The organism is Cohnella laeviribosi DSM 21336, from assembly GCF_000378425.1.
Lineage (GTDB): Bacteria > Bacillota > Bacilli > Paenibacillales > Paenibacillaceae > Cohnella > Cohnella laeviribosi.
In genome coordinates this window covers 1-24668 of record NZ_KB899852.1, presented here as the reverse complement: position 1 = coordinate 24668, position 24668 = coordinate 1, and the positions used below count along the sequence as shown (strand labels likewise).

At 56.7% G+C, this 24668-nt stretch carries 22 protein-coding genes; 1 reads left to right on the top strand and 21 read right to left on the bottom strand.

What is annotated here, in order from left to right:
* A partial coding sequence (locus tag F560_RS0119485) for an integrase core domain-containing protein (protein ID WP_019006379.1) occupies positions 1-267 on the top strand: 267 nt, incomplete at its 5' end.
* 144 nt (positions 268-411) lie between these two features.
* Here F560_RS0119485 and F560_RS0119480 read toward each other — a convergent pair.
* The 21 genes from F560_RS0119480 to F560_RS0119380 all read right to left on the bottom strand — a co-directional run.
* Positions 412-1578 carry an LLM class flavin-dependent oxidoreductase gene (locus F560_RS0119480; RefSeq protein ID WP_019007429.1) on the bottom strand — a complete coding sequence of 389 codons (1167 nt, stop codon included), beginning with the start codon at positions 1576-1578 and terminating at the stop codon, positions 412-414.
* Positions 1579-1734: 156 nt separating this feature from the next.
* Positions 1735-2742: an ABC transporter substrate-binding protein gene (locus F560_RS0119475; RefSeq protein WP_026298418.1), complete on the bottom strand. Its 1008-nt coding sequence runs from the start codon at positions 2740-2742 to the stop codon at positions 1735-1737.
* Positions 2743-2799: 57 nt separating this feature from the next.
* The gene (locus tag F560_RS0119470) at positions 2800-4011 is read right to left on the bottom strand and encodes an ABC transporter substrate-binding protein (protein ID WP_019007427.1); all 1212 of its coding nucleotides are present in this window, start codon (positions 4009-4011) and stop codon (positions 2800-2802) included.
* 151 nt (positions 4012-4162) lie between these two features.
* Positions 4163-4840 carry a hypothetical protein gene (locus F560_RS0119465; protein WP_019007426.1) on the bottom strand — a complete coding sequence of 226 codons (678 nt, stop codon included), beginning with the start codon at positions 4838-4840 and terminating at the stop codon, positions 4163-4165.
* 1 nt (position 4841) lies between these two features.
* Complete coding sequence (locus tag F560_RS0119460; protein ID WP_019007425.1) at positions 4842-7511, bottom strand: alpha/beta fold hydrolase; 2670 nt, start codon at positions 7509-7511, stop codon at positions 4842-4844.
* A 13-nt stretch (positions 7512-7524) separates the two neighbouring features.
* Positions 7525-8250, bottom strand: a complete 726-nt coding sequence (locus F560_RS0119455; protein WP_019007424.1) for a hypothetical protein — start codon at positions 8248-8250, stop codon at positions 7525-7527.
* Positions 8251-8517: 267 nt separating this feature from the next.
* On the bottom strand, positions 8518-8898 hold the full coding sequence (locus F560_RS0119450) for a hypothetical protein (protein ID WP_019007423.1): 381 nt from the start codon (positions 8896-8898) through the stop codon (positions 8518-8520).
* The gene (locus F560_RS23715) at positions 8895-9389 is read right to left on the bottom strand and encodes a zinc ribbon domain-containing protein (protein ID WP_019007422.1); all 495 of its coding nucleotides are present in this window, start codon (positions 9387-9389) and stop codon (positions 8895-8897) included. The genes F560_RS0119450 and F560_RS23715 overlap by 4 nt, the downstream gene beginning before the upstream one ends.
* 36 nt (positions 9390-9425) lie before the next feature.
* Positions 9426-9926, bottom strand: coding sequence for a zinc ribbon domain-containing protein (locus F560_RS0119440; protein WP_019007421.1), 501 nt, complete (start codon positions 9924-9926; stop codon positions 9426-9428).
* Positions 9927-10176: 250 nt separating this feature from the next.
* Complete coding sequence (gene iolE, locus F560_RS0119435; RefSeq protein WP_019007420.1) at positions 10177-11088, bottom strand: myo-inosose-2 dehydratase; 912 nt, start codon at positions 11086-11088, stop codon at positions 10177-10179.
* A 57-nt stretch (positions 11089-11145) separates the two neighbouring features.
* A complete protein-coding gene (locus F560_RS26005; RefSeq protein WP_281167184.1) occupies positions 11146-11373 on the bottom strand; it encodes a glycosyl hydrolase-related protein in 228 nt (75 codons plus the stop codon).
* Between the two features lie 267 nt (positions 11374-11640).
* A complete protein-coding gene (locus F560_RS0119425; protein WP_019007418.1) occupies positions 11641-13716 on the bottom strand; it encodes a DUF5054 domain-containing protein in 2076 nt (691 codons plus the stop codon).
* 24 nt (positions 13717-13740) lie between these two features.
* Positions 13741-14592: a carbohydrate ABC transporter permease gene (locus tag F560_RS0119420; protein ID WP_019007417.1), complete on the bottom strand. Its 852-nt coding sequence runs from the start codon at positions 14590-14592 to the stop codon at positions 13741-13743.
* Positions 14593-15507: a carbohydrate ABC transporter permease gene (locus tag F560_RS23710; RefSeq protein WP_019007416.1), complete on the bottom strand. Its 915-nt coding sequence runs from the start codon at positions 15505-15507 to the stop codon at positions 14593-14595.
* 85 nt (positions 15508-15592) lie between these two features.
* Positions 15593-16984 carry an extracellular solute-binding protein gene (locus F560_RS0119410; RefSeq protein ID WP_019007415.1) on the bottom strand — a complete coding sequence of 464 codons (1392 nt, stop codon included), beginning with the start codon at positions 16982-16984 and terminating at the stop codon, positions 15593-15595.
* A 318-nt stretch (positions 16985-17302) separates the two neighbouring features.
* Positions 17303-19645, bottom strand: a complete 2343-nt coding sequence (locus tag F560_RS0119405) for a hypothetical protein (protein ID WP_019007414.1) — start codon at positions 19643-19645, stop codon at positions 17303-17305.
* Between the two features lie 118 nt (positions 19646-19763).
* Entirely contained in the window at positions 19764-20600 is an 837-nt protein-coding gene (locus F560_RS0119400) for a carbohydrate ABC transporter permease (protein ID WP_019007413.1), read from the bottom strand.
* The gene (locus tag F560_RS0119395; RefSeq protein ID WP_019007412.1) at positions 20600-21538 is read right to left on the bottom strand and encodes a carbohydrate ABC transporter permease; all 939 of its coding nucleotides are present in this window, start codon (positions 21536-21538) and stop codon (positions 20600-20602) included. Before F560_RS0119395 ends, F560_RS0119400 begins: the two co-directional genes overlap by 1 nt.
* A 63-nt stretch (positions 21539-21601) precedes the next feature.
* A complete protein-coding gene (locus tag F560_RS0119390; protein WP_245554902.1) occupies positions 21602-22903 on the bottom strand; it encodes an ABC transporter substrate-binding protein in 1302 nt (433 codons plus the stop codon).
* A gap of 185 nt (positions 22904-23088) precedes the next feature.
* The gene (locus F560_RS0119385; RefSeq protein ID WP_019007410.1) at positions 23089-24129 is read right to left on the bottom strand and encodes a LacI family DNA-binding transcriptional regulator; all 1041 of its coding nucleotides are present in this window, start codon (positions 24127-24129) and stop codon (positions 23089-23091) included.
* 355 nt (positions 24130-24484) lie between these two features.
* Positions 24485-24668 (bottom strand): transposase (locus F560_RS0119380; RefSeq protein ID WP_019007195.1); only part of this gene is annotated, 184 nt, incomplete at its 5' end.

The window sequence follows — 24668 nt, the reverse complement described above, 5'->3', positions numbered from 1 at the left end:
TACACGTCCCATGCTTACCACGACATGCTGCCTAAGGTTGGCGCCAGAATCAGCATGTCACGCCGAGGCAATTGTTACGACAATGCCTCTATGGAGAGCTTCTTTTCCCATCTCAAGGCTGAAGCACTCTATCCTTATGATATACGAAGCTTGGAAGAGGCGCAAAGGCGTATTGAGGAATTTATCCGCTTTTATAATGAGGAACGAGCACAACGGAAGCTAAACAAGCTGACGCCGGTTGAATACCGACGCCAGCTTGCAGCTTAGGGTGGTTTTACAATGTCCACTAAATGGGGGCTTGACCATCATCCCCCGGCGGGATTTTTTTGGGAGCGGTCGGCCGTAAGCGGCGGCGCTTTTCATCCGCGGCAATTCATCCGCCCGTTCGAATCCGCTCAAGAACGCTTCCGCTTACGCCAACTGGGCCTGGCGGTTCTCCAGTTTCTTCTTGATGAGCGGCAACAAGGATTGGCCGGCGATCCGGGCTTCTTCCACATGCGGATAACCGGAAAGAATAAAGCTGGAGATGCCGGCGTCCACAAATTCGAGAAGGCGATCGGACACCTGCTCCGGAGTGCCGACAAAGGCAACCGCGCCGCCCCCGCGAATCCGGGAAAGCCCGGCCCACAAATTGGGGCCGATCACATAGTCTTTCGCTTCGGATTCTTTCCAAATCTTCGTCTGCCGCTGCTGGTTCGTTGCATCCGTCCGTCCCTGCAGCGCTTCGGCGGCGGCCAGCACCCGCGGATCGACCTTGCTGATGATCTCCCGCGCCGCGTTCCAGGCTTCCTCTTCCGTTTCCCGGACGACGAGCTGGGCCCGCAAACCGTACCGCAGCTGTCTTCGGATGCCTTTTTGCTCATACAACTGCCGCACATACGATTCCGTCTCGGCAATTTGCTGTTTGATCATCTCGAGGGGCTCCGCCCACATCAGGTACACGTCGGCAACCTCTGCGGCAACCCGCTTACCGGCCGGCGAGCTTCCCCCGAAGTAAAGCGGAGGATGCGGCCGCTGCACAGGCGCAGGATAGCTGACTCCGCCTTCCACTTCGAAATAGCGTCCTTTAAAATGCACGCCGGCTTTGCCGCCGCTCTTGAGATAAGCTTCAAGATTGAAATCGTGCGATTCCTCCCACGCTTGCTTGACGATTTGCAAAAATTCGAGCGTTCGCTCGTATCGGCCGTCATGGTCGTTAAAGAGAGGGTCGCCCGTAGCTCTCAAATCGTCCGGCGTTCCGCCCGTAACGACGTTGATCAAGGCGCGGCCGCCCGACAATCGGTCGAGGGAAGCGGCCATGCGCGCCGTCAGCACCGGTGCGATCAGGCCGGGACGCGCGGCGACCAGAGGCTTTAGCGTTTTCGTATGGGAAGCAACCGCCGAGCCTACGACCCAGGCGTCGATGCAGTTTCCTCCCGTAGGGATCAAAGCGAACTCGAACCCTGCCGCCTCCGCCGTTTGGGCCACCTCGATGAGATAATCCAACGAAGCTTCCCGTTCGGGCTTGATCCCGATATATTTTCCGTCTCCCGTCGTCGGAAGGTACCATCCGAATTCCACGTTTGGCTTCACTGTCATTTCTGCGCTCCTCCTCCAGGTAAAAAAATAAAAAACCGGAAACAGCCGCTATACGTTGGCGTCTCCGGTTGACCAGTCGAAACCATTATTCCCTATTGGAATACGATGATTTCATTTTATTGAGGAAACGGGCAAATGTCAATCGATTTTTCCCGCTTATCCGACCAGCAGCTTGACCGTATCGTCAATAATCTTCTCATAAGCGGTCAGACCGCTGCCAAGCCAATACTCATCGCTCACCTCGTACACATGGCCTTGCTTTACGGCAGGAATGCTCTTCCAGACGGAGCTTTCCGTCATCTCCTTCATTCTCTGCGTCCCTTGGCCATAAGCATTGATGATAAAGATGTAGTCCGCGTCCAATTCCGGGAGCACTTCCATCGACACATTCGCGCTGTTCTCATTTTCCACCAGCTTGGAGCTTCCGATCCCCAGCTGCTTATGCACAACATAACCGCATAAATAATTCCCGCCCATCAGGCTGACGCCTTTGGCGGCGAAGCGGATAATCGCGACCTTTTTGCCTCCGACCGCTTGATCCAGCTTCTCTTTTGCCTCTTTCACTTTCTGTTGGTAAGCCTGCAAAGCTTGATCGGCTTCGGCGGATTTGCCGAGCAATTCCCCCAGCGTTTCGAGAGATTTCTCCACATCTCCGGAAGCATTCTTAAACACATAGGTCGGCGCGATCTTGGCATAGTTCTCATAAGCGCCGTCAGCGGCATAAGCGGCGGTGTGCAGGATGATCAGATCGGGGTTGTAGGACATGACCACCTCCGGCGACGGCAGTCCCCCCGAGAAGTCAAGCTTCGGCACACCCTTCAATTCCTCTTTCAGATATTCGTGTCCCAAAGGCCCATTGGACCATTGAACCACCGGCTTTACGCCCAGCTTGAGCAGAGAATCCTCGAGATAAGGGGCAAAAACCCTCTTGGGCTCCGCTGGCACGGTGATCTCATGGCCCAGCTCGTCCGTTATCGTCCGCTCGCCTGCCGGCAAAGGGCTTGTCTCTCCCGATGCGGGAGTTTCGGAAGCGGTTGAACTCGAACCCGGCTGTTCGGACGTTTCCTCACTGAGCTGCTGATTGGAGCCGCAGGCGGCCAGTAACCCCCCTGCAAGCATGAAGCATAGCAATAAAGCGCCAAACCTGTTGGCCGTTCGAAACATAGTGCGTCTCCTCCTGTGATAATCATTCTCACCGAGAGTGATTATAGTTCATGTTGCTTATGCGTCACCATGTGTTCGATCCGGAAAAGCGTTTGGACAATTTCCGGTAAACAGGAGCAGGGCTTCATCCAACATCCGGAGAATGGCCACGGCCGAATATTCAAACCACGGATCGGAAGTGATCAGGTAAACATGCCGATTTCTGACCGCTTTCAATTGACGCCATGCTGCCGTATGCTGCAGCGCCAGCCAGTATGCCCGGGAGGTTGCCTCGGGGCACACGGCCAGCAAAATCCGGTCAGGGCTAAGCTCTGCCAGTTGCTCCGGCGTAAGCTGTACGTTATAGAACCGTTCCGGCCGGAAAGCGGCTTTAAGCTTCAAATCCCGGTGAAGCACATCCTCGAGCCCGCGGTTCCAGTAGGCATGGATCCTTTGTCCGTAGATTCGCAAAACCAGGATGTTGTCCGTTCCCAGCACCGCGCCAATTTGCTCCCTCGCCGACTGAGCCCTCCGTTCATATTGTTGTATCCATAACTCCGCCTGATCCTCCCGGTCCAGGAATCGGGCGATCATCCGAAGTTGGTCTCTCCACCCGACGTTCTCCGTCGGAACAAAGAAAGAAGCCGCCATATCCATCAGTTTCGTTTTCTCGGAGGAGCGCAGCCGGTCGGTTCCAATAATGGCGTCGGGGCGAAGCCGGACCATTTCGTCCAGATTCGCTTCAAACGGCCTGCTCGTGTACGGATCGGTAAGCTTTAAATGGAACTTTATCTGAGTACGGTAGGCGTTATAGTAATAGGGCGTCCATTTGGGATCGAGCGGCGCTGCCGCCGGCATCACATTCAAAGCCAGAAGCTGACCCGTAACCGAAGAGGAGCACGCGACGATCCGTTTCTTGAAATTCCTTGCGAAATCCGACGGAGATACGCCAACCTCCTTCTTGAATTTGCGGCTAAAGTAAAACTCGTCGCTATATCCCACCTTTAAGGCGATATCCCGCAAACGTTCCCCGGATTCGGCCAGATAACGCTTCGCCCGATTGATCCGCAAATCCGTCAAGTAATCCATAGCGCTCTGCCCATAGGTCTTTTTGAAGAGATCCACAAAATACTTGGGGCTGATATTCGCCATCTGCGCCAGTTGCTTGATCGAAAGGGGTTCGTTATAGTGCCGGTTCATATATTCTCGGATCATAGCCAGGTTCGTTTTCGGATTTCGTCTCGGCGTGTACGAGGCCATGTCCGTCACCTTCTCTTTATCTTTAAGCATGAGGCCCCTCCTTCATTTTGAAAGGGTATGATATAATAATTATAATGATAATCATTATCGATAAAAGAGGGCATAGTCCGTTCAAAAAAGGATTTTAACGAATGCCTGAACAATAACTCGCCTGAATGAAAAAGAGGAGTCCGCAGACTCCTCAGAACATGCCCGATCGGCCGATTCTTTTGATTCCCAAGCCGTGCAGCAGGGCCAACATGACGATATAAGGCGAAACCATGGTTCCCCAATTCGAGGAAAGGTACGAAACGGGTTCCAGCTTGATCTCGATCAGCCCTTGTCCGAGAAAGAAGTGGATCAGGAGCACATGAATCGTGATCATGACTAGCCCCGCGAAAAACCGTGTCCGGCCGTTCGGGAACAGCAGCAAAACGCACAGGATGACGAACAAACCGCCGTAAATCGAGAACCGGTCCCGGACAAGCAAGCTGACCAGCGTCCCCATCATGATCGAGGCCGGAATCCAGTGCAAACCGGCCTTGCGGCTGATCAGGGACCAGGCCTCGCGAACCTTGCCGAATCCGTCGTCCTGCCGGTTCAAGCGAACCAGCGGCATGACGGCAAACACGGGGACAAAGCCGTAGATGAACCAATCGCCGGCTTTCTCCCAATCAAACCGGTGCGCGGCATGGAACCCCAGCGCCGTGAAGACGGCCAAGGTGGCGAAAGCCGACCAAAAGGCCTTCCCGCGAGGGGCCAGGGCCAACAGGTATCCGAACAATACCAGATGGGCCCATTGCATGTCCAGGAAATACAACACGACGGATGCGGCGATCGCGACCCAAATTGCATCCGGGGATACATAACGCAACAGCAAATCAGTACGCCTCCTTCAGATCACGCCACAACTTCTTGCTCTTGGCCACGATGCCGGCAACGGAATCCCGGATGCCGCCGAAATCGAATGCGGCTTCGGCGACGTTGGACCGGTTCTGGGTCATTTCGATCGTCAGCACTTGGCTGTCTTCCCCATCGGGCGCCTCGCATTGAAGGGTGTAAATGTAATCCCGCTGTTCCGTCACCGTGTTGTACAAATCCGCCAATTCATCGGGAGCGTACGTGTACATCAGCTTCCCGCCCGTCGCGTTCGCCATCGTTTGCAGCACGTCCAGATTGGCATCTCCCATGCCGATGATGTACAAGGCAACGTTCGCTTGTTTGGCCGCGTCGATGGCTTCCTCCAGACTGGCCTCGCTGTCTTCATCCATGCCGTCCGTAAGGAGCAGCATCGACTTTTTGCCGCGTTCCCCCGACAGCATCCGGGAACCGGTCACCACCGCGTCGTACAAGGCGGTGCCCCCGTCCAGTTCGACATAAACGGTTTTGCCGGCCAGCTCGTACTGGTCCGTCAACCCGGAAAGCACCTTCATCTGATCGGTGAATCCCAAGACCCCGACTTTCGCTTTGGTTTTTCCTTGCAACCGGATCATAAAATCTTCGGCGCTGGCCATCGAGAGCAGCTTGGGCAGACCGTTCATGCTTCCGGAATAATCGAGCGCAAGCAGCACGTTGGACGCCGACCGGATCGTCTGTTTCGTCACGCTTAATTGCGGGTTGCGGACGATGCGGCCGTTCAGCTTGAAGATGAAATCTTTCTCGTCGAATCCGCCCATGCTGGCGTCATCGGCCCGCTGGATGACCCGGAAGGTTTGAATCGCCTTGTTTCCTTTGACGGTCGAATCCAGGAGCTGAACGTAATACGGGTACGTTCCGATCCCGGCGGAGTCCCCTTCCGGCTCGTACGAGACCTCTACCGGATCGGAGGCCACGATCACATAATCCCGTATGTTCTCGTTGGTCTTGATCGCATATTCGCCCTGATAACCTTCGTAATCGCCCCTGACCAAATTCACTTCGTTCATCCGTTCCCAAGTCTGGTACGCGTCGCGCTCCAGAATCCGGACCGCCGCTTTGACAGGGGACTTGATTTTCAGTTTGTAGGCGAAACCGAGCGACTCGTTGTTGGGCCGGACGACCACGATTTTGCCTGTTTTGGAGGCCGGCGATTCCGGATCGATGGTCAAGACCGCGTCTTGGTCGTCAAGTCCCGTCAAGGGGTTCTCGTACTCGGCGCGCAGGATATCCGTAGCGTGCATCTGATCGGAGTGGGCGATGAACGGCCCCTCCTTCCGCTGCACGTCCCGGTCTTTGGACATGCGCATCTCGGGCAGGATTTGCACGTTGCGGTCGAGGAAACTTGTCTTTTTGTCGATCCAATCGGTGATTTTCACGCTGCTTAACGGCACGACGGAATCATGGTCCTCGTTCGGCCAGGTGTTAAGGTTGCGGATAAATTGATCCACGGTCCAGCGTCCCATCACATGCCCGGGATCGTCCACGGTTGCGATCGTGATGTATTGCGGGAAGTATTCGTTGCGAAGATTGGCCAGATGCCGGTAGAACGACTCGTCCAGCCACAGCCGGTGCAGCCACAGGTTGGCGACAACGTTCTCGCGAACGATTTCTTTGCCGTCTTCATCCACCACGTGCAAAAGATCGAAACGTTCGTACATGAGGCGGTCCTGCACAATATTTTTGGCGGAGTTGTCTTCACCCTTGCAGTAGAGCCACAGCGACCACGCCGCGCAAGACTTCGTGCCTTCTTTGATTTTGGTGCCTTCGTCCACAAAGCTCTCTTCGATCATTTGCCGCGTCGGGGAAACGGAATCGTCCGCTTGGCTTGTCCACAAACTTCCGTATACCAGGGCGCGATACTCGCGTTCATACGCACGGCCGGCAATCAACTTGGCGTATTCCTCGAACGCTTCGCTGTACCGGTAATGTTCTCCCCCCGGCAACACGGGCGTTCCCAAATCCTTCAGGTTCCGGCCCGCTTCCGTAAACTGCCCGTTCTTGATTTTCTCGATGATCTCCGGATGATGTTCATACAGCCACGCTTCAAACGGCGTTTTGCCGATCATGCCGCCGTCGTAAGCATCGAACATCTGGTCGATATAGTCTTTGTAGAGGTTCCGGTACGCTCGGACGCCCGGATCGTTCTTGCCCTTAGGCCAATAGTCTTCGGGATCGTCGATCATATCCGAAATCCGGTTCAGGAAAGCGACGGGAGAACCGTGATTCGGCGTTCCGACAAAAATCACCCTGCGGACCCTCTCCCGGACTTCCGGATGTTTCAACAAATAATAGCGGGTCAGCAAACCGCCCATGCTGTGGGCCACCACATCGAATTTCCCCGGCGGCAATTTCCGGATGGCTTGGGTATAGATCTCGTCGATTTTGGCGGACGTAATATCGTTCTTGCTGTATTTGCCGTAGTCCACACTGACCACTTTCGCGCCGAGCGTCTGAACGTAATTGTAAAATTCCGATTCCGTCCAAGACTTTCCGTTATCGCTGTATCCGTGCACGAACAACACGGGAATCGGTTCTACAACGTTGTAAGGGACAATTTCCGCGCGTGCTTGCGGCAATGGAACCAGCCCCGCCGCCAGCAACAGGACCAGAAGCATCGAGAGCGAACGTTTCATGCCAACCTCCGTATTAGCGTTGAACGGCATATTTCATATTCACGGAATCCCACATGCCGTAATTGGTGACCACGACTTTGGACCGGACTCTGAGGCTGTCCTTGTCCTCGTTTTTTTCGAATACCGCTTTTTCGCCGGGAGCCAGCCGTTTCACTTGACCGTCGAATTCCACCTGAATATCGCCGTTGTCGTTCAGAAGGGATACGTTCATGGCTTGGCCGTTGAACAACCGGGCTTCGTTGACGATAAAATAATCGGGATTCCCTTCGGGATCCGGTTGCTCAAAAGGCGCAAAATCGATCCGGACTTGATCGGCGGACCGATAAACGTTCTCTTCCACAAGCACGTCCAGCGAATGAATGTCTTGCACGACAACCATGTTGTCTTCCTTTTCCGGGATGTCGTCTTGCGAATAGAAGTACATGGCTTTCGTGTCCGGATTGAACGTGGCCAGCCGCTGGCCAAGATCGCCGACCCGTTTGCCGTACAGCAGGTCGGTATTCAGTTCTCCCACATGAACGACCGCTATTTTTTTCCGAAAGGGCAAGCGGCTTTCGACCGGTTCTTCTTTCTCTTGCCACCATTGGTCATACTGCTGCTCGAGCTGCCGTTTCAGCTCGTCCTCGCCGGGCACCCTTGCCGTCGCAGATGTCGGCGATTGCTTCTCCCATTGAAAAAAGACGAAGGCGCCAATAAACGCCGCCAGGAACGCCGCAATCGAAACGATGCGAAACCACATAGGCCAACCGTCTCCTTAGCTCCAAAAATGTAGGCATGCGTACACGAACAATAGAACGGCCAGGACCATATACACGGCTGTGTAAACGCTGAAAAAAGGCGCCGCACCCCCGGATGCGTCGAGTTTCATGCCGCATTGGGAGCAGTAGGTTCCGCGTTCATTCGCAGATGAGCAGTTTGGACAGATCATCATAGCCTCCAGCCAGAAAATATGCACCTACATGAGCTGTAGATGCATACCCTTTTATCCGAATGAAATGGAACATGTTCAGTTTGCGGATTCAACCGCTTCGAACTTCATGAAAAAATACCCTGCCGCAATATAGATGGCGGATTCTATAATTTGATACAGCGTAAAGCTTTGGAAAGGGAACAATACGTAAAAAACGTAGCCCCAAAGCGCGTAGGGGAGGTACTTTTTGTTCTCGGCTGCCAAGGTCAGGAAAATGCCGGCAAAGAAAGCGTAATGTCCGATCGGATACAGGAACCAGGACCAATAGACGCCGGATTGAATCAAAATATCATTGAGCAGCAGGACGCCTACGCCGCCAAACAGGAGGTACAAATGGAAAGGCAGCAGCAGGTTCACCGCACGGAACGATCTCACCCAAAGGGTATATTCGCGAATCACGTTGGCAAATTGATTCATTCGTCGATCCCTTCTTTCGCCGTAGATTGCGGAGCGCCGCAATGAACGCAAAATTTGTCCCCCGTTTCCAGTTCGCCTCCGCAAACCGTACAATGTTGGGTTGCCGGACCTTCGGCCAGGGCTTGCGGTTCCTTCGCCACGGTCTCGAACTTGCGTCCGCACGACGGGCAGAACAGCGCTTCGAACGGCGCCGTCGTTCCGCATTCGCATGGTTTTTCGTTTTTGATTTCCATGATTTTAGATTTCAACGCCGCGATCTCTTTTTGAATCTCCAGCACTTTGCCGGCATATTCGGCGATATTCGCCTCGGCGGCCGACGGGTCTCCTGCCACGTAAGCGTCAAAGACGCATTTCCCCATTTCTTTGTAATGGCCTGCGATTTCCTTCTCCTTGCTCGAAATCTGCGTATGGATCCGCGTGATTTCCACCGTTTGTTGGGCTTTATCGGCCGCGCTCATCGCGCTCTCTTTGATCTTTTGGAAAAAGCTCACTCACCCATTCCTCCTTCGCCGGCGATATTGGCTTGATCAACGGGAAACGGGCGCCCCGCAATTCCCGCAGAATTTGACGTTCGGTTTGACGGCGGCTCGGCACGACGGGCAATGAGCGGCGGACGCCTGAGCGGCGGGCGCCCGAACGGCGGGAGCGGCCGCATGCGTGTTTCCAGTGTTCGCGACCGAAGAAACGGCCAACGCCGCGGAAGCGATCAAAGCGATATAAACGCCGAACATGGAGTCAATCCATTCATGGGACGAAACCCGGATCAAGAACACGAGGGCAAGCAGAAACGAGACGACGCCCCCGGCAAGTCCGATCGCCTTGTTGCCGGAATAACGGAGCGCGAGCGCGCCCGCAATGGGCAAGACCAAATAAAGCAGTCCCGTAGACCGGGCGTCGAAGATGCCGGAACCCGTCAGCAATTGATAGGGAGCGGCGGTTGAAATGCCGAAGAAGCCGTCCTTGGCCCACGGCAGGAAGAAACTGACGATCAGCAACACCGACGCGCCAATCTTTACTTTTTTCGCCATCAACATGACCTCCAACCAGATAGATGTATGTATGTACGCCACATGAAGAGAAGCCATGGAGTCGCTCGTGCGCCCGATGGCTTCCGAAAAACCATTTCTCATCATAAGAGGGTTCCTCGATTTAATCAAGGATTAATTAGGCATAAATACCCACTTTATGTAATCTTAAAGTAACCCGAAACGTCTCTTGCGAACGAATCAGGCCGGCGACGTTGTCGCGGTACATCAAAATACGGCAATCGGCAATCGTTCACGCCTCCGCTCCTTCTTCCTTCAGCAGCCGAACAATGTGCGCTTTTCCTTTTTGCGCATAGGCGAACGGTTCGGCGACGGCGGGATCCTGTTCCGCCTCCAGAATCATCCAGCCTTCGTAGCCCGCTTCGTCCAAAGCGGCGAATACGGCGGCAAAATCGACGCAGCCGTCCCCCGGAACGGTAAACACGCCGCGGCGCACGCGTTCCAGAAAGCCGAGATTTTCGCGGCGGCCTTGTTCCAGCACCGGCATGCGCACGTCTTTGAGATGAACGTAAGCGATCCGGTTCGCGTACAATCGGGCATATGCGGCCGGATCTCCGCCTCCGTACACCGCATGTCCGGTATCGAGCAGCAAATGGACGAGGGAAGGATTCGTCATGTCCATCAGCCGCGCGATTTCCTCCGGTCCCTCGATCACGGTGCCGGCATGGTAATGGTATACGAGTTTCATGCCGGCCTCGCGGCAGATTTCGCCGGCTTGATGAAGCCCTTCGACAAGATGCTTCCATTGTTCGCCGCTCAGAATGGCGCGTTCGGATGCGTTAGGATCGGCATGCGGCGAGCCGAGCACTTCGCAGGTGACCACATGGCGGCTGCCCGCCGTTTGGAGAAAGCGGACGTGCCGGCGGTAGGCCTCAAGCTCTTCCTCCCGCAGCGAAGGATCGGCGAAGCGGACGCCTTTCCACCAGGACGCAAGGCTCAAACCGTGCCGCCCCAGCGCTTCCCGGACCTGGTGCGCATCCTGCGGGAATTTGCGGCTCATCTCGGTGCCTTCGAAGCCGAGCGCCGTGAAATCCCGCATCAAATCTTCGAACGTATAATGGTCTCCGAGATCGTGCATGTCTTCATTCACCCAGTTGATGGCGGAAATGCCCAGACGGATCCGCTCGGACAATGGACGACGCATGCGCTTCTCCCCCTTCATTTCGTTGATTGGTTCGCCCACGTTTTGAGACGTTTTGAATCAAGGGCACAGTTTCAGCGTGACCATTTCGAAAGGACGGACGTGCAGCGAGATCGTGCCGTCCCGGAGCGAGAGCGGCTCCGTATCGACGACCCGCTCCACCCCGCTGCAGCGGAATACGGCGTTGAAAGGCCGCCTGAAGGAAAGCGCGATTTCACGATGTTCATCCGTTGCGTTCATGAAGCGGCAAATGGTAGCCGCCCCGTCTTCCGTCGGCTTCAAAGCCAGCCAGCGGACGCCTTCCAGCGCGTTCGTCAGGAACGGTCCGGAATCCGCCCCAACGTCCGTTTCCGATACCGCGCAAGCCGCCAGCGGATGCCGAAGTTCCTCCGCCCGGTCTTCCAGACGCGCCCGCTTCCAGTCTCCCCGGTAGGGAACGATGCGGAACCGGAACCGAAATTCCCCGCCGATCCATTGGGGAAAGTTGGTGCCCCATTGATTGTTGAACAGATTAAAGAAGAGGACAGGCCGCTCGGGGCGGTATTCGGGATCGTATTAATAAATGCCGGGCTCGCCCAGGGAACAGAGCGGAGTATCCAAAGGAAACACGGCCAGTCCGGCTTCTTCGTCTTCGACGCCGATCCATTGGTCCACGCAGTGCAGACGGTGGTTGGCTCCGCGGGCGATGTCGGCGAGCGGGTCGATGACGGCGCCCATTTTTTGCAGACGGTACCTTGGACGCCGGGCCGAAAGCGGCATCACGAAAAATCCCGCTTCCGCGAAAGCGGTCGGCTTTTTGTCCGCGCACCGGAGCTCGACGTCCAGGCCGTCGCCGCGGTCGTCCAGCGAAACCGTCATCGTGACGGCGCCGGCGTTGCCGAACTCTTCCCGGCTTTCGGGCGGCGTTCGAAACCGAATCCGTACCTCCTGGCGGCCGTCCGTTCGCCGGTATTCCACGCTTTCGACCGACGTCCCGAATTGGGCGTGCGGAATGCGCGGGTACCCGGGCTTGCCGAAATCGTTGACATACCAGTCGGTCAAGTCATAGGCATACTTCTTCACAAAATGCAAGATGTCCGGCTTGCCGTACAATTCGTACCGGTATGCGCCGAAATGGCCGTCGGCGGCCCACTCTTTGCCGAGGCGCTTGTCGTACAGCCGGACGATATGTCCCGTAGCGGCGGACACTTGGCACAGGATCGCTTCGTTTTCAAGTACGGCGTCTTCCGTGCAAGCCGCAAACGGAACTTCATCCTCTCCCGCACCGGACGCATCCGGTTCCCAAATGTAGCGGCGGGCTTCCAGCGGCCCGATCCGTTCCAATACCCCTTCGCCGCCCGCGCGGACCCGGATCCGTTCCCCGGTCTTAGGATCGCGAAGCCAGCCGGTTTCCGCGACAGGCAGACGGACGGGCGCCGATCGGCGTTCGCGGGGCAGCGTGTTGACGACCGCCACCGTCCCGCCCGCTTCCGGAACGGAGACCGGCAGCGCGTTGGCTGCGCAGCTTTCCGCATGGCGGACATACGCCCGCTGTTCCTCCCAGGACGTTTCCGTTTTGGCGTACGTTTCGGGAAATGCTTCGCGGTCGCGCATCACATCCCGGGACCAAAACGCTCTGCCGTTCGGCCGGCCGGGAAGAAGATTCGATTTGATATCGATGCCCCACGTGTGTTCGCCGAACAAAAGCGTGTGCTCGTACCCTTCCCGGACGGCGCTGCGCAGGGCCGGATCATTGCCGCGCAGCAAAGCGCCCGCGGCTTCGGCGGAAGCCAGATCGTACCGCAGTTGTCTTACGCGCGCCACTTCCGCGGGATACGTGCCGATCCCGTGAATCCAGGTGTCGGCCAGATCTTTGCGGACGACGGGAATGTCCTCGTATCCGCGGGCCAGAAAGTCCGTTGCGAAATCGTCCATCGTGCCGATCCAAACTTCCGTATCCGGATATTTCGCCGCCACGTCGTCCAAGAGCTGCCGGACGATGCCGCTGCTTTGCGGACCGATATTGTCGTGCGTTTGCATCAAAGCGAGCCAAACGGGATAAGGCCAGTCGTCCGGCGGGAGAAGGCTCGTGCCGTATTCGCCGGCGGAATACCAGGTCAGCACCCGGCTTCCGTCCGGGCCTTCCCACCAGAACAGACGGGGCAACTCGACCGGCGACGAGCAGGCGTTGACCCCTAGGTGAAGAAATCGGATGCCCGCCTGGCGGAGCAAGGAAGGCAGCATCCACGTATGGCCGGGAACGTCCGTCATCTTGGCGGAAATGACCTGCCTGCCGTATTTGCGGCACAGCTCTTCATTCCAATAGAGTCCGCGCAAAAATTCCTCCACGCCGCAAAATTCCGTATGCGTCGTGAACGGAAGCCCGTGCCAGCACAGCTGGCCTTCGCGCACCAGCTTCTCCAGCCGCGCTTTGCGGTCGGGATCCGCCTCATCCAGACACTGCATCAGCATCCAGGCCGGCAGCGTCCAAACGTACCGGTGGCCCGGGGGGTGGTGCGCCGTCGCCTCGCATACCGTCAGCACGTCATCCATCATCCGGGTTTTATACTGCCGGACGACGTTGCTGGGAAGATCCGTAAACCCCAGGTCCACATGGGTCTTGAACACGACGTAAATTTTGTCCGGTTTCACCGCTTCCCTCTCCTCTCCCTCACTTCATTTGACGCCCGTGCCCAGATTGGACAGGCTTTGTTGGAAAAAGCGCTGCAACGCGAAATAGAAAACAAGCGAAGGCAGCGCCACCACGCTCGCGCCGGCCATCAACAGCGGCCAGTTGGTGCTGTATTGGCCTTGGAAAAATTTCAGCGCGATTTGGGCGGTATACATGTCCTCCGTCCGGGAAACCGCAAGCGGCCACAAATAATCGTTCCAGACCAGCAAAAAGGTAAAGACGGCCACCAGTCCGATTGCCGGCCGGATCATCGGCACGATAATCCAAAGATACGTTTGAAATTTGCCGCACCCGTCCATCTCCGCCGCTTCGTCCATTTCCTTCGGGATGCCGAGCAGAAACTGGCGGAACAGAAAGATCGAAAAGCCCGTAACCGCATAAGGAAGCATCAAGCCCTGGTACGTATTCAGCCATCCGAAAGCCGAACCCGGAAGCGATTTGACGATGAAAAACAGCGGAATGATCAGAAGAGCCGACGGAATCATCATCGTCGCCAGCACGACGTTGAACCAGAACTTCCGGCCGGGAAATTGCATTCTTTCAAATCCGTAGGCGGCAAGCGACGCGAGGAACAAGTTCACCAATATGGCGCCTGCCGTCACGATAACGGAGTTGAGCATGGAACGGAGCAAAATCGACCCGTCGAAAATTTCCGCATAGTTTTGAAACTGCGGTTTGGCCGGGAACAGCTTGGGCGGCCACGCCATCGCTTCGGCCGGCGTTTTGACCGCCGTTCCGAGCATCCAGACAAACGGGAACATAAACCCGATCAACGCCAGCGCGAGAAGGCCGTAAGTGATTCCGTCCGCCCACCGCTTCGCTTTTTTCATGTCCATTCACTGCGCCCTCCGATCGCTGAATTTCATTTGGATCCACGTGATCAGGAACAAAATGGGAAGCAGGCCGAGCGAAAGGGTTGCCGCATAGTTCAGGTTGTTGAACTCGAATCCTTGCCGCCAAATGTATTTCAAGGTCACCATCGTGCTGTCCAACGGTCCGCCGTTCGTCAGAATGTCGACGATCGCGACCATCTGGAACGATCCGATGAAGGCCATAATGATCGTATAGCTGAGAATCGGAACGATCATGGGAACGGTGATGCGGAAAAATTTCTGAACCGCATGGGCCCCGTCGATGGAAGCCGCCTCGTACAGATCTCCGGGAATATTCTGAATCGCCGACAAAAAGATCGGCGTATTGTAAGACGCGCCGCGCCAAGCGCCGACCAGGACGACCGACAGCATGGCCAGCTCGGGGTCCAGCAGCCATTGGACCCGTTCGAATCCGGCCTTCTCCGCCACGTAGTTGAAAAGCCCGAAATTGTAATCCAGCAGCCATAAGAACATCATGGCGGTGACCACTTCCGACGTGACGGACGGAACGAAGAACAGAATTTGGAACCACTTGCTTCCCTTCACGTTCCGGCTGAGCAGCGCGGCCAGGACCAGCGCCGCGGAAAGGCCGAGCGCCGCGGAAGCGAAGGTATAGACCAACGTGTTGCCGATGCTTTTGAAAAACAGCGTGTCGTGAAAAAGCTGCCGGAAATTCGAAAGACCGGCAAACGAAGATTCGCCCGAAGGCGTTTCCCTATGGAAGGACATCCACACCACGTAAATGATGGGGATGATGCTGGTTACCATGAGTACGAGCAAAGCGGGACCGACGAACAAATAGCCTTGCCACCGGTTCCGGCGTTTCGCCTTCCCGCTTCCCCGGCGTTGCCCCTCGGAATCCTCTACGCGGTTGGCCATTGCGTTACCCTCCATCTTGATAAAGTGAAAAGGCGGGACGCCGTCTTCGATGACGCCCGCCCTTCCGATGTCTCACCTTGCCGCATCATTTTTGATTTTCGACGGCATCGATGGCTTTTTGCGCTTTTTCCTGAGCCGTTTTGACGGCGCCTTGAACGTCGTCGGTGAGAATGGCCGCGCGGACCAGATCGCTCCAAGCTTGGTTCGCTTCCGGATAGGCATCCAGCAAGTACGGTTTCGCCGTTTTCAATTGCGCGACGAACGCTTGGAGGAGCGGATCTTCTTTGTACATCGGATCTTCGTACAATTTGGCGCGGGCCGGGTGGCGTCCCATTTCTTTCGCGAATTTCAAGGCGTATTTGTCCGAAACGAACCATTTTGCCAGTTCAAAGGCCACTTCTTTGTTCTTCGAACCTTTCGGGATGAACAGGCTGCCTCCGCCTTGGACGGAACCGTCGGTCGATCCGGTCATGCCGTTCGGCATGGGAACCGTACCCACGTTTTTGTACAAATCCGGGTAATCGCTGCGAAGTTTGGCCAGATCCCACGGACCGGAATAGAACGAAGCGACGGTTTTGTTTCCGAACAACGCGACGGGCGTGTCGGATTGGCGCGCCTGCATGCCGGGCAGCGGAGCCAATTTTTGCGCGCCCAGGTCATGAAGCCATTGCAGCACTTCCACGACCTTGGGATCGTCGAACGTCGCTTGGACTTTATTGCCGTCCATCTTCAGCAAGTCGCCGCCGTTGGCCAGCACGAGCCCGAACGTATCCCATCCGCCGGCGCTGATGGCGAGTCCGGACGGAGCGGCTTTGGAGTCGACGATTTTTCGGGCGTCGTCTTTCCATTGTCGGAACGTATAGGATTCGGTCGGTTCGGGCAGTCCCGCTTTCTGGAACAGTTCCTTGTTGTAGAACATGAAGGTCGTGTTCACTTCAAGCGGAACCCCGTACTTCACGTTTTTCCAGGTTACGTCGAGCAAGCTGCCGGGAAGGAATTCCGACTCCGCTCCCCACTCTTGCCACAGATCGTCGACCGGTTCGGCCAAGCCTTGAGCGCCGAGCGCGAACGGGTGGTACATCGACAAATCCGCCGGCGCGCCGCCCTTGACCGAGACGTTGATCTTGTTCGGAATATCCTCCCAGGTTACCCCGGACAAATGGATTTTGACATTCGGATAAGCGCTTTCAAAATCGGAAACAAGTTCTTTTACGGGCTGTTTGTCCGCCCAGTCGGACGGCATCCATACTTCCAGATTTACATTGCCTTTAGCCGAAATGTTGTCGTTGTACTTCGGCAGTCCCTCGCTTTCCAGATCGCGCTGGGATGCCGATGCGGATGCGGATGCCGAAGACGGCGACGACGGGGACGAAGAAGAGGAACTTGAGTTGCCGCTGCCTCCGCAGCCGGCCAGCAATAGCGCGAAAATCGAAGCCGTTGCGAGCAGAGCGATGCTTTGCTTCCATCCGAGTTTCATGGTTGCGGACTCCTTTCCGTGGTGTCACAGTGGTTTTTCTTTCGTTTTTCTTGCGGTTGAAACCGAAAGTGCGCGCTGTTTATGTCCCCCCTGTTCCAATTTAGGTTAAGCGCTTTCCCTAATTAATTAAACACGTTAACCTTGTTTTGTCAATATGACTTTTTTATTATGCGCTTTATTCTTCCTATCTTTAGGTTAATCGCTTATCCTTATTTGCGCAAAAGAGCAAGCCGCCTCGGCAAAGATCGGCTTGCTCCGCAGCCTTCCGGAGATAACGCCTCGCGCCGTCCCGGCGAATCGGGCGCAGCGGATGGCTGGCTACGTCCGGACCGCAGGTTCCGGATACCGTTCGAACCGTCCGCCGCGGTAACAAACGCGGCGGACCGTTTCGCCGGCATCGGCGAGAAACTCGGCCCCGTCCTCCCGGCATACGAACCGGCGGGGGTAGGCCGCGTAGCTGGTCACGATCCAGCCGTCCGCGGTTTCCTCCGCATGGCCGTTCACGCAGCGCAACGCGCCGTGATCGTCCCGGTACAGGTAAGCCGTCGTTCCGAATCCGAGCAGGTAGGCGACCAACTCTTCTCCCATGTCCCAGTCGTCGCCGGACGAATTCGCGAACAGCCGCTTGAACAAGGGATCGCTCGCCTCCCGGAACACCGATTGTCCGAACCGGTTGCGGGACAGAACCGGCATGTTCAGGTTGGGCGCGGCGACGCTGAAGGTCGATGCGGCCGCCCCGGGTTCGAGCCGCCTCGGCGTGGAGGCGACATGCCAATCGTAGCAATTGAACACGGCCATCGTCGCTCGGTACGCGGCAAGAAGATAGGCCGGATCGCCGAGATGCTCGTAGGCGGACCGCGCCGAGGCGGCAACGAGCCCGCCCCACAGCGAATGGATCATATAAGACAACGCTTCCCACCAACGTTCCGGGTTCTGCGCCCGGTAATCGTTGCTGAAGCCGATGTTGGCCAGAATCAGTTCGCCGTAAGCTTCCGCCTCCTTCGTGAGGCCGATACGGCACAATGCGTCGCAGGCCGGACCGAATCCCGCGTTGTCGTAGTAATGTTCCGTAATGGCTCCGCGGAATCCCCGGGTTTCTTCGGCCAGTTGCGCGGAGAAATCGTCCCACAGCCGCCTTAGGCGCGCGTGCGGTTCGGTCAACCCGGCAAGCTCCAAATCCCGCAGCAAGTCGTGGATGTACAGGATAAAGATGCCGTTCAGCCTGGCCTCGTTTTTTTCCCGTTCGCCGCTGTGGCAGTCCGGGTCGAGCCGGAAACACAGCACTTCCGCCGCCCAGCGCAAATACGTCTCCGGCGAATGCAGCGCCAGCGTACGGCGGTCCATGCGCGACAACAAATAAAAGACATGCGCGATATAATCGAAGTCGTAAATGCGGTAGAACGTCCCGTAGAGCATGCGGGGCTTGCGAAAATCCCCGTCTTCGAACCAGTGGTTTTTCATATCCAGCACCGCCGCGGCTTCCGCCTTGCGAACCTGATCCGGGTTCGGGGCCGTCAAGCTGTTTTTCATCAGAATAAACGTCAGCTTGCCCAGCGATTCCCCCTGATTGGACAAAGGCAGAAAAGCATGCGGCCGCCCGTGCGTTCCCGCTTCGTCGTAGCTGTGCCGGCACAGCCATTCGGCCCGCTGCTCCAGCATCCGGTCGATCGGCTCCAGCACGTTCCAGACCAGCACGTCGGTGCGGCCGTCGTCGAGCACCAGCTCGAGCTTCCGCTCCCCGGGGCGCTCCGGCCGCAAGACGATCCGGAGAGCGCTCCCGGCAACGCCTGCCGTCACCCGGCCTGCGACCGTTTCCGTCACCACCCGGCCGGCTTCGGGAGACCATGCCGACAAGCGCATCTCCCGGACCGAACGGCCTTCCGGCAGCACCAGCTCCGCTTCGAACACGCCTCCGGCCGTCAGCGCCGGCGTGTACGTCCACCGCGGATGGCCGGCCGCAAGGGCCTGCCGGTAGAAATCGTCTTCATCCCTGCACGGTACGAAGACGTAGCTCCATTCCCGGCTTTCCCCCGGCGCCAGCGCGAGCTCCCGGTACTGATCTCCGTAGATCCAATCCGCCGCCGCCAATTCGGGGAAAGAATCCCCGTTTTCCACCAGCGAAAGGCGGTGGAACAACAGACCGTCCAGCGACGGGGATACCTGCTCCAGAAACAGGTTCTGGTACCGGCAGAACGTCCCCAGCGTCGCCGTCCGTCCTTCCGCTGCGTAGATGCCGAGATGGGGCGCCTCATGGCTGCGCCGGATGGCGGCGAATTTCGCGAAATCTCCCCCCAGATGCGGATATACCGCGCAGGAGTGGCGCATGTTCCGGAGCACGTTGAGATCGCGGAACATGACGTGCGCCAGCGAGAACCACACGTGCAGTCCCGTTATCCTTGCCGTTTCCGTAGACCCGTTGCGGACGGCGATCTTCCAGCGAAGCCGGTCTTCCTCTTCCAGCGAATAGGTCATCGCCACGTCCACGGGGCCGCCCTCGAACGCAACGGATGCCTGTCGCCCGCGATCGATCCGGACGAGCGGAACCGCGTCGCGGCTGGCATATGCCGTCCCGTTTACCGTCATCGACCATTCTCCGAACAGCTTGTCTTCGTCGGGAAAGCCGGCCTCGGCCAAATACGCCGGGTCGACGACCCAATTCATCCGAACCGGGTCCTCCCTTATAATCAAGGATGAAACTGCGCCGCGGCCGGTCAGTTTCATCTCGAACGTCCGATTGGTTAAGATGCCCAACGACTCCACCCCATTCTTGCGATCTCTGTTATTTTTTTACGCCGCTGAGCGACAGGCCCCCCAGGACAAGGTTTTGCGTAAAGTAGAACAACGTGACCGGGAAAAGCACGGACAAGCACGAAATCGCCATCAGCTTCTCGTATTCGATGTTGTAGGCGTTCTTGAACAGGTTGATGCCCAAGGGCAGCGTGTACAGATCCTGGTCGTTGATGAAAATGAGCGGCGTCAGAAACTCGTTCCATACCCAGACGAAATGGAATACGCCGATGACCACCACCACGGGACGGCACAGCGGCAAAACGATTTTCCAGTAAATCTGCCACCGGCTGCAGCCGTCGATTTTGGCCGCTTCGTCCAGATCGTGCGGAATCCCCATAATAAACTGCCGGGCCAGGAAGATGAAAAAGGGTGCCCCGAACATCCCGGGCAAGATCATCGGCCACAGCGTGTTGATCAAACCGAGCTTGTTGTATTCGATGTACAGCGGAATCGCCGTCACGTCCCAGGGAATGACCATCGTGCCGATGACCAGCAGGAACAGGGCGTTCCGTCCCCAAAACGAGATCCGCGCAAAACCGAACGCCACCATCGTAGACGAGAGCATGGCAAACGGCGTGGATACAAGAACGACGATCAGCGTGTTTGCAAAATATTTGGCGAACGGCTGCGCCTTCCAAGCGTCCGCGAAATTGTGCCAATGCCACGTTTCGGGAAGGAGCGAAGGGGTCGGCGTGAAGATGTCCTCGGGCGCCTTCAGCGCCGTCGACAGCATCCACGCGATCGGAAACAGGAACGCGGCCGCCACCAGAACGATCAGAACCGTCATGGCGATCCGTTCCCACGGTTTGCCGGCTTGTGCTTGCATTATCGTCCGCCTCCATCCGCTTCATAGTGAACCCAATACTTCGACGACTTGAGAATGAGCCCCGTCAACAGCACGATCATCACGAACATGACCCAGGCCATGGCGGACGCATACCCCATCTTGAAATGGGTGAACGCGCTCCGGTAAACGTGAAGCGAGTAAAAATACGTCGACTCCGCCGGGCCGCCTCCCGTCATGACGAACGCAAGCACGATCGTCTGGAACGAGGCGATCAGACTGGTGATGATATTGAACAGAACGGTCGGCGTGAGCAAAGGAAGCGTGACGCTGAAAAACTTCCGGATGCGGCCGGCTCCGTCGATATCGGCGGCCTCGTAATATTCGGACGAGATCGTGCGCAAAGCCGACAAATACAGCACCATCGGCGATCCGACCCCCCAGAGGGCCACGATGACCAGCGCGTACAGGGCTACGTCCGGGTCCGTCAGCCAATGCACGCGGGGCAGCCCGGCTTGCTCGAGGAAAAAATTGATCGGCCCGAAGTCGTCGTTGAACATCCAGCCCCAGATGAGCGCGAGCGTCACCCCTTGAATGAGCGAAGGCATGTAAAAGACGGCGCGGAAAAATCGGATGCCGACTATCGCCCGGTTCAGCAGCACCGCGATGAGAATGGCCAGGACGACCTGCAGCGGCACCGTCAGAAACACATACTTGAATGTAACGGTAAGGGCCCGATAGTAGAACGGGTCGCTTGTAAACATGCGGATGTAATTGTCGAACCCGAGAAACTTCGGAGCGCCCACCATGTTCCATTCCGTAAAGCTGATGACCAGTGAAAAAAGCATCGGTCCCAGCATCAGGAAAACGAATCCGAACATCCACGGCGAAACGAAAAACCATCCCGCCAAGTTCTCCTTCCATCTCTTCCGTCTGGCCGAACGAAGCAGTGCCGCTTCGCCGGCATTCGTGCGACTCATTTTTGGCTTCACCTCGGTTTGCGGAAAAGAGGGGAGCTCCAGGTGTCCACTCCCCTCTATCGTTTACTTGAGTACTTCTTGCGCCTTCTGGGCGGTGGTGTCGAGCATCTTCTTGATGTCGGCGTTATTGTAGAAGATCGCCTGGAAGCCGGAACGGATAATGTCCTCCGCCTGGCTCCATTTTTCGGTGCGCATGTTCGCAATCAGCTTGTCGGAGTTTTCCAGTTCTTTTGCAAACGCCTTCAGGTACGGATCGTTCGCGTAACCGTTTTCCTTGTCGACCTGCTTGACCGGAGAGAACGCGAATTTGTTGGCGGTGATGATTTTGCTGCCTTCCGGTCCGGACATGAACTTGATCAGCTCCCAGGCCTCGTCCTTATGCTCGCCGTTTTTGGGCATCGAATAGCCCGACGTATGGATGATGCCCTTCAAGGTGCCGCCTTCCGGAATCGGGTGGGTGACCGTGCCGAGGTCCAGCTTGCCGGCCGCCAACATGTCCCCCAGCGGCCACATGCCGTTGTCCCACATGGCGATCTGGCCGGTCTGGAACGCTTCGATGCCGTTGTTCGTGCTGAATTTGCCGGCCGTGTTGATTTTGGAGGAAGCGTCGTACACCCGTTTCAGGAACTCCATCGTTTTGACGTTCTGCTCGGAATTGAGCACGCCTTCGATTTGCTTGCCGTCATCGCTGATGAAATCTCCGCCGTTGGACCAGAAGAAGGGCTGCGCGGTGAACACGTCGTCCGGCGTGGCGATAAATCCGTATTGCCCCGGCTTGGTCAGCTTCCCGACCGTCTCCACGAATTCGTCCCATGTCCAGCCGTCCTGCGGATACGGTACCTTCGCTTCGTCGAACAGCTTCTTGTTGTAGTAGATCGCCCGGGGCGAATAGGTGGTGGGCAACCCCCACAGCTTGCCGTCGTACTTCATGTAATCCATCAAAATCGGATAATACATGTTCAAGTCGTACTGATCCTTTTCGACCCAAGGGCCCAGGTCTTCCAGCGCGCCGCCCGGCACGTACAGCGGATAGTTCCAGGCCATGAACACGTCGGGCGCCGTGTTCGAGGCCAGCGCCGTCAGCAGCTTCTGGTCGTAGTTGTCCGGAACGGACTCCACTTTGACTTCGATGTTCGGGTGCTTCTCCATGAAGGCGTTGATGGCGTTCTGGTAGGGCTGCAGCGTCTGGCCCGAATCCCAGGTCATGAACCGCAGCGTCACCTTTTCCGGAGAACCGCCGGCGCTTGCGGAGCCCTCAGCCTCGGAACCGCTTTCATTTTTGCCATTCCCGCCGCATGCCGCAAGCAAACTCACGCACAGCACCATGACGACGACCGACATCCAACTTCTTTTAGCAGAAATCACTCGTACCCCTCCTCGATGTTTTTGCGAAAAATATCATGTGAACCTGCTTACGGGCTGACCCTTGGCCGCAGGAAATCACCGCTGCAAGAAAAAAATGGTTTAAACGTTTAAATTTATCGCGCTAATAATAGCGCTTACTTTTCTTAAATATAGATAAACGTTTAACTTCTTGGTACGGATAACCATCAGGACACCGCCGGCCGGGCGACGGAATCCCGTTCCACCAGCCGGCATACGGGCATGGCGACGTCCGCCGCGGGTTCTCCCCGTATGATCCGGGCGAGCGCTTCCATTGATGCGTATCCCATGGCATGAAGGGGCAAATCCATCGTCGTCAACCGCGGCGTCAGGTAATCGCTGAACTCCCGGTTGTCAAAGCCGATGACCGACAGCCGTTCGGGGACCGGCACGCCCAATTCCCGCGCGGCCCGCAGCGTCCCGACCGCCATGACGTCGTTCATGACCAGAATTGCCGTGGGCGGGTTCGGCAACGCCAGCAGCTCCCGCGTCAACCGGTAACCGGATTCCGTTTCCCAATCTCCGATCTTGATCCAGCCGGGGTCGAACGGCAGCTCGAACTCCGTGACCGCCCGGAAAAAACCGTTCAGGCGCAGGCGGGACGGAATGGAATCCATCAACCCGCTGATGACGGCAATCCGCGAATGGCCCTGCCGGACCAGATACGACGTCGCCTCATAAGCCGCTTTCTCGTCGTCGTATTGGATCGACACGTCGTTCTGCGTATAGCCGTAAGTATACACGATGGGCTTGCCGTGCGTGTGGATCAGCCCCGTCAAATCGCGGGGGTGAACCCCGATGTAGACGATGCCGTCCACCTGTTTGCGAAGCAGCTCATCCACGGCTCCCTGGGCGTATTTCTGGTAGCGATCCCGGTTTTCGAAGTTTTTGCCGATCCGTTTGTTCAAGCGAAGGTTGGTCAGCAAGATGTGCAGATCGTAGCGGTCCGCATAATCGTTGATGCCGTCGATGATTTCCGGCGTATTGAATACGGTCACATCCTCGGCGATGACTCCGATCGTGTCGGTTCGTTTGCGCTTCAGGCTCTTGGCGATGTCGTTCGGCTTGTAGTCGAGCTCTTCGATCGCCCGGAGCACGCGCGCTTTCGTCTCGGGACGGACGTTGCGGGTGCCGTTCAGCACGTAGGAGACGGTTGCGGTCGATACGCCGGCTTTGCTGGCGATATCTTTGATGCTGATGCTGGCCATTTAACCGTCCCCCCCTCGATACCTTCGTAAAATCTAAACGTTTAAATTACTTGCAAGATTTTTATATCACAGAGCCGGGTAAAAAATCAATAAAAAAAATCGACGACTGACGACCCGTTAACGCCCGAAGTTTCCAAACGCTCTGTCGAGCTTGGGATGCACCCGGCGTCTGTCATCGCAACCGCAGCCTGTACGTCTATGTACGTCTAAGTGCGTCTATATACCCATCGCGATACCCATCGCGGCTGTGAACCAACTTTAGCTAGTTGCTCCTGAAAAAGTCGATTTTCAAAAATAGTTTCGGGTTGCTGGCTGGGTTGTGAGGGGGAACTTTCCCTAATGATCGGTTTCCATGTTAGTTTTGGAGCATTTTTGCCGCTCTTTGCAGGTTGTGGGTCAGAATCCCGAAGCCGACCCAGCATTTTGAGCCGACAAAGCCCCGATACCTGCTGCGGTTCAAACCGTACTTCCGCTTGAGAAGACTAATCTTCGCTTCTCCAGCTGCACGGTAACGCTGCAAGTCTTTGAACCATAATTCG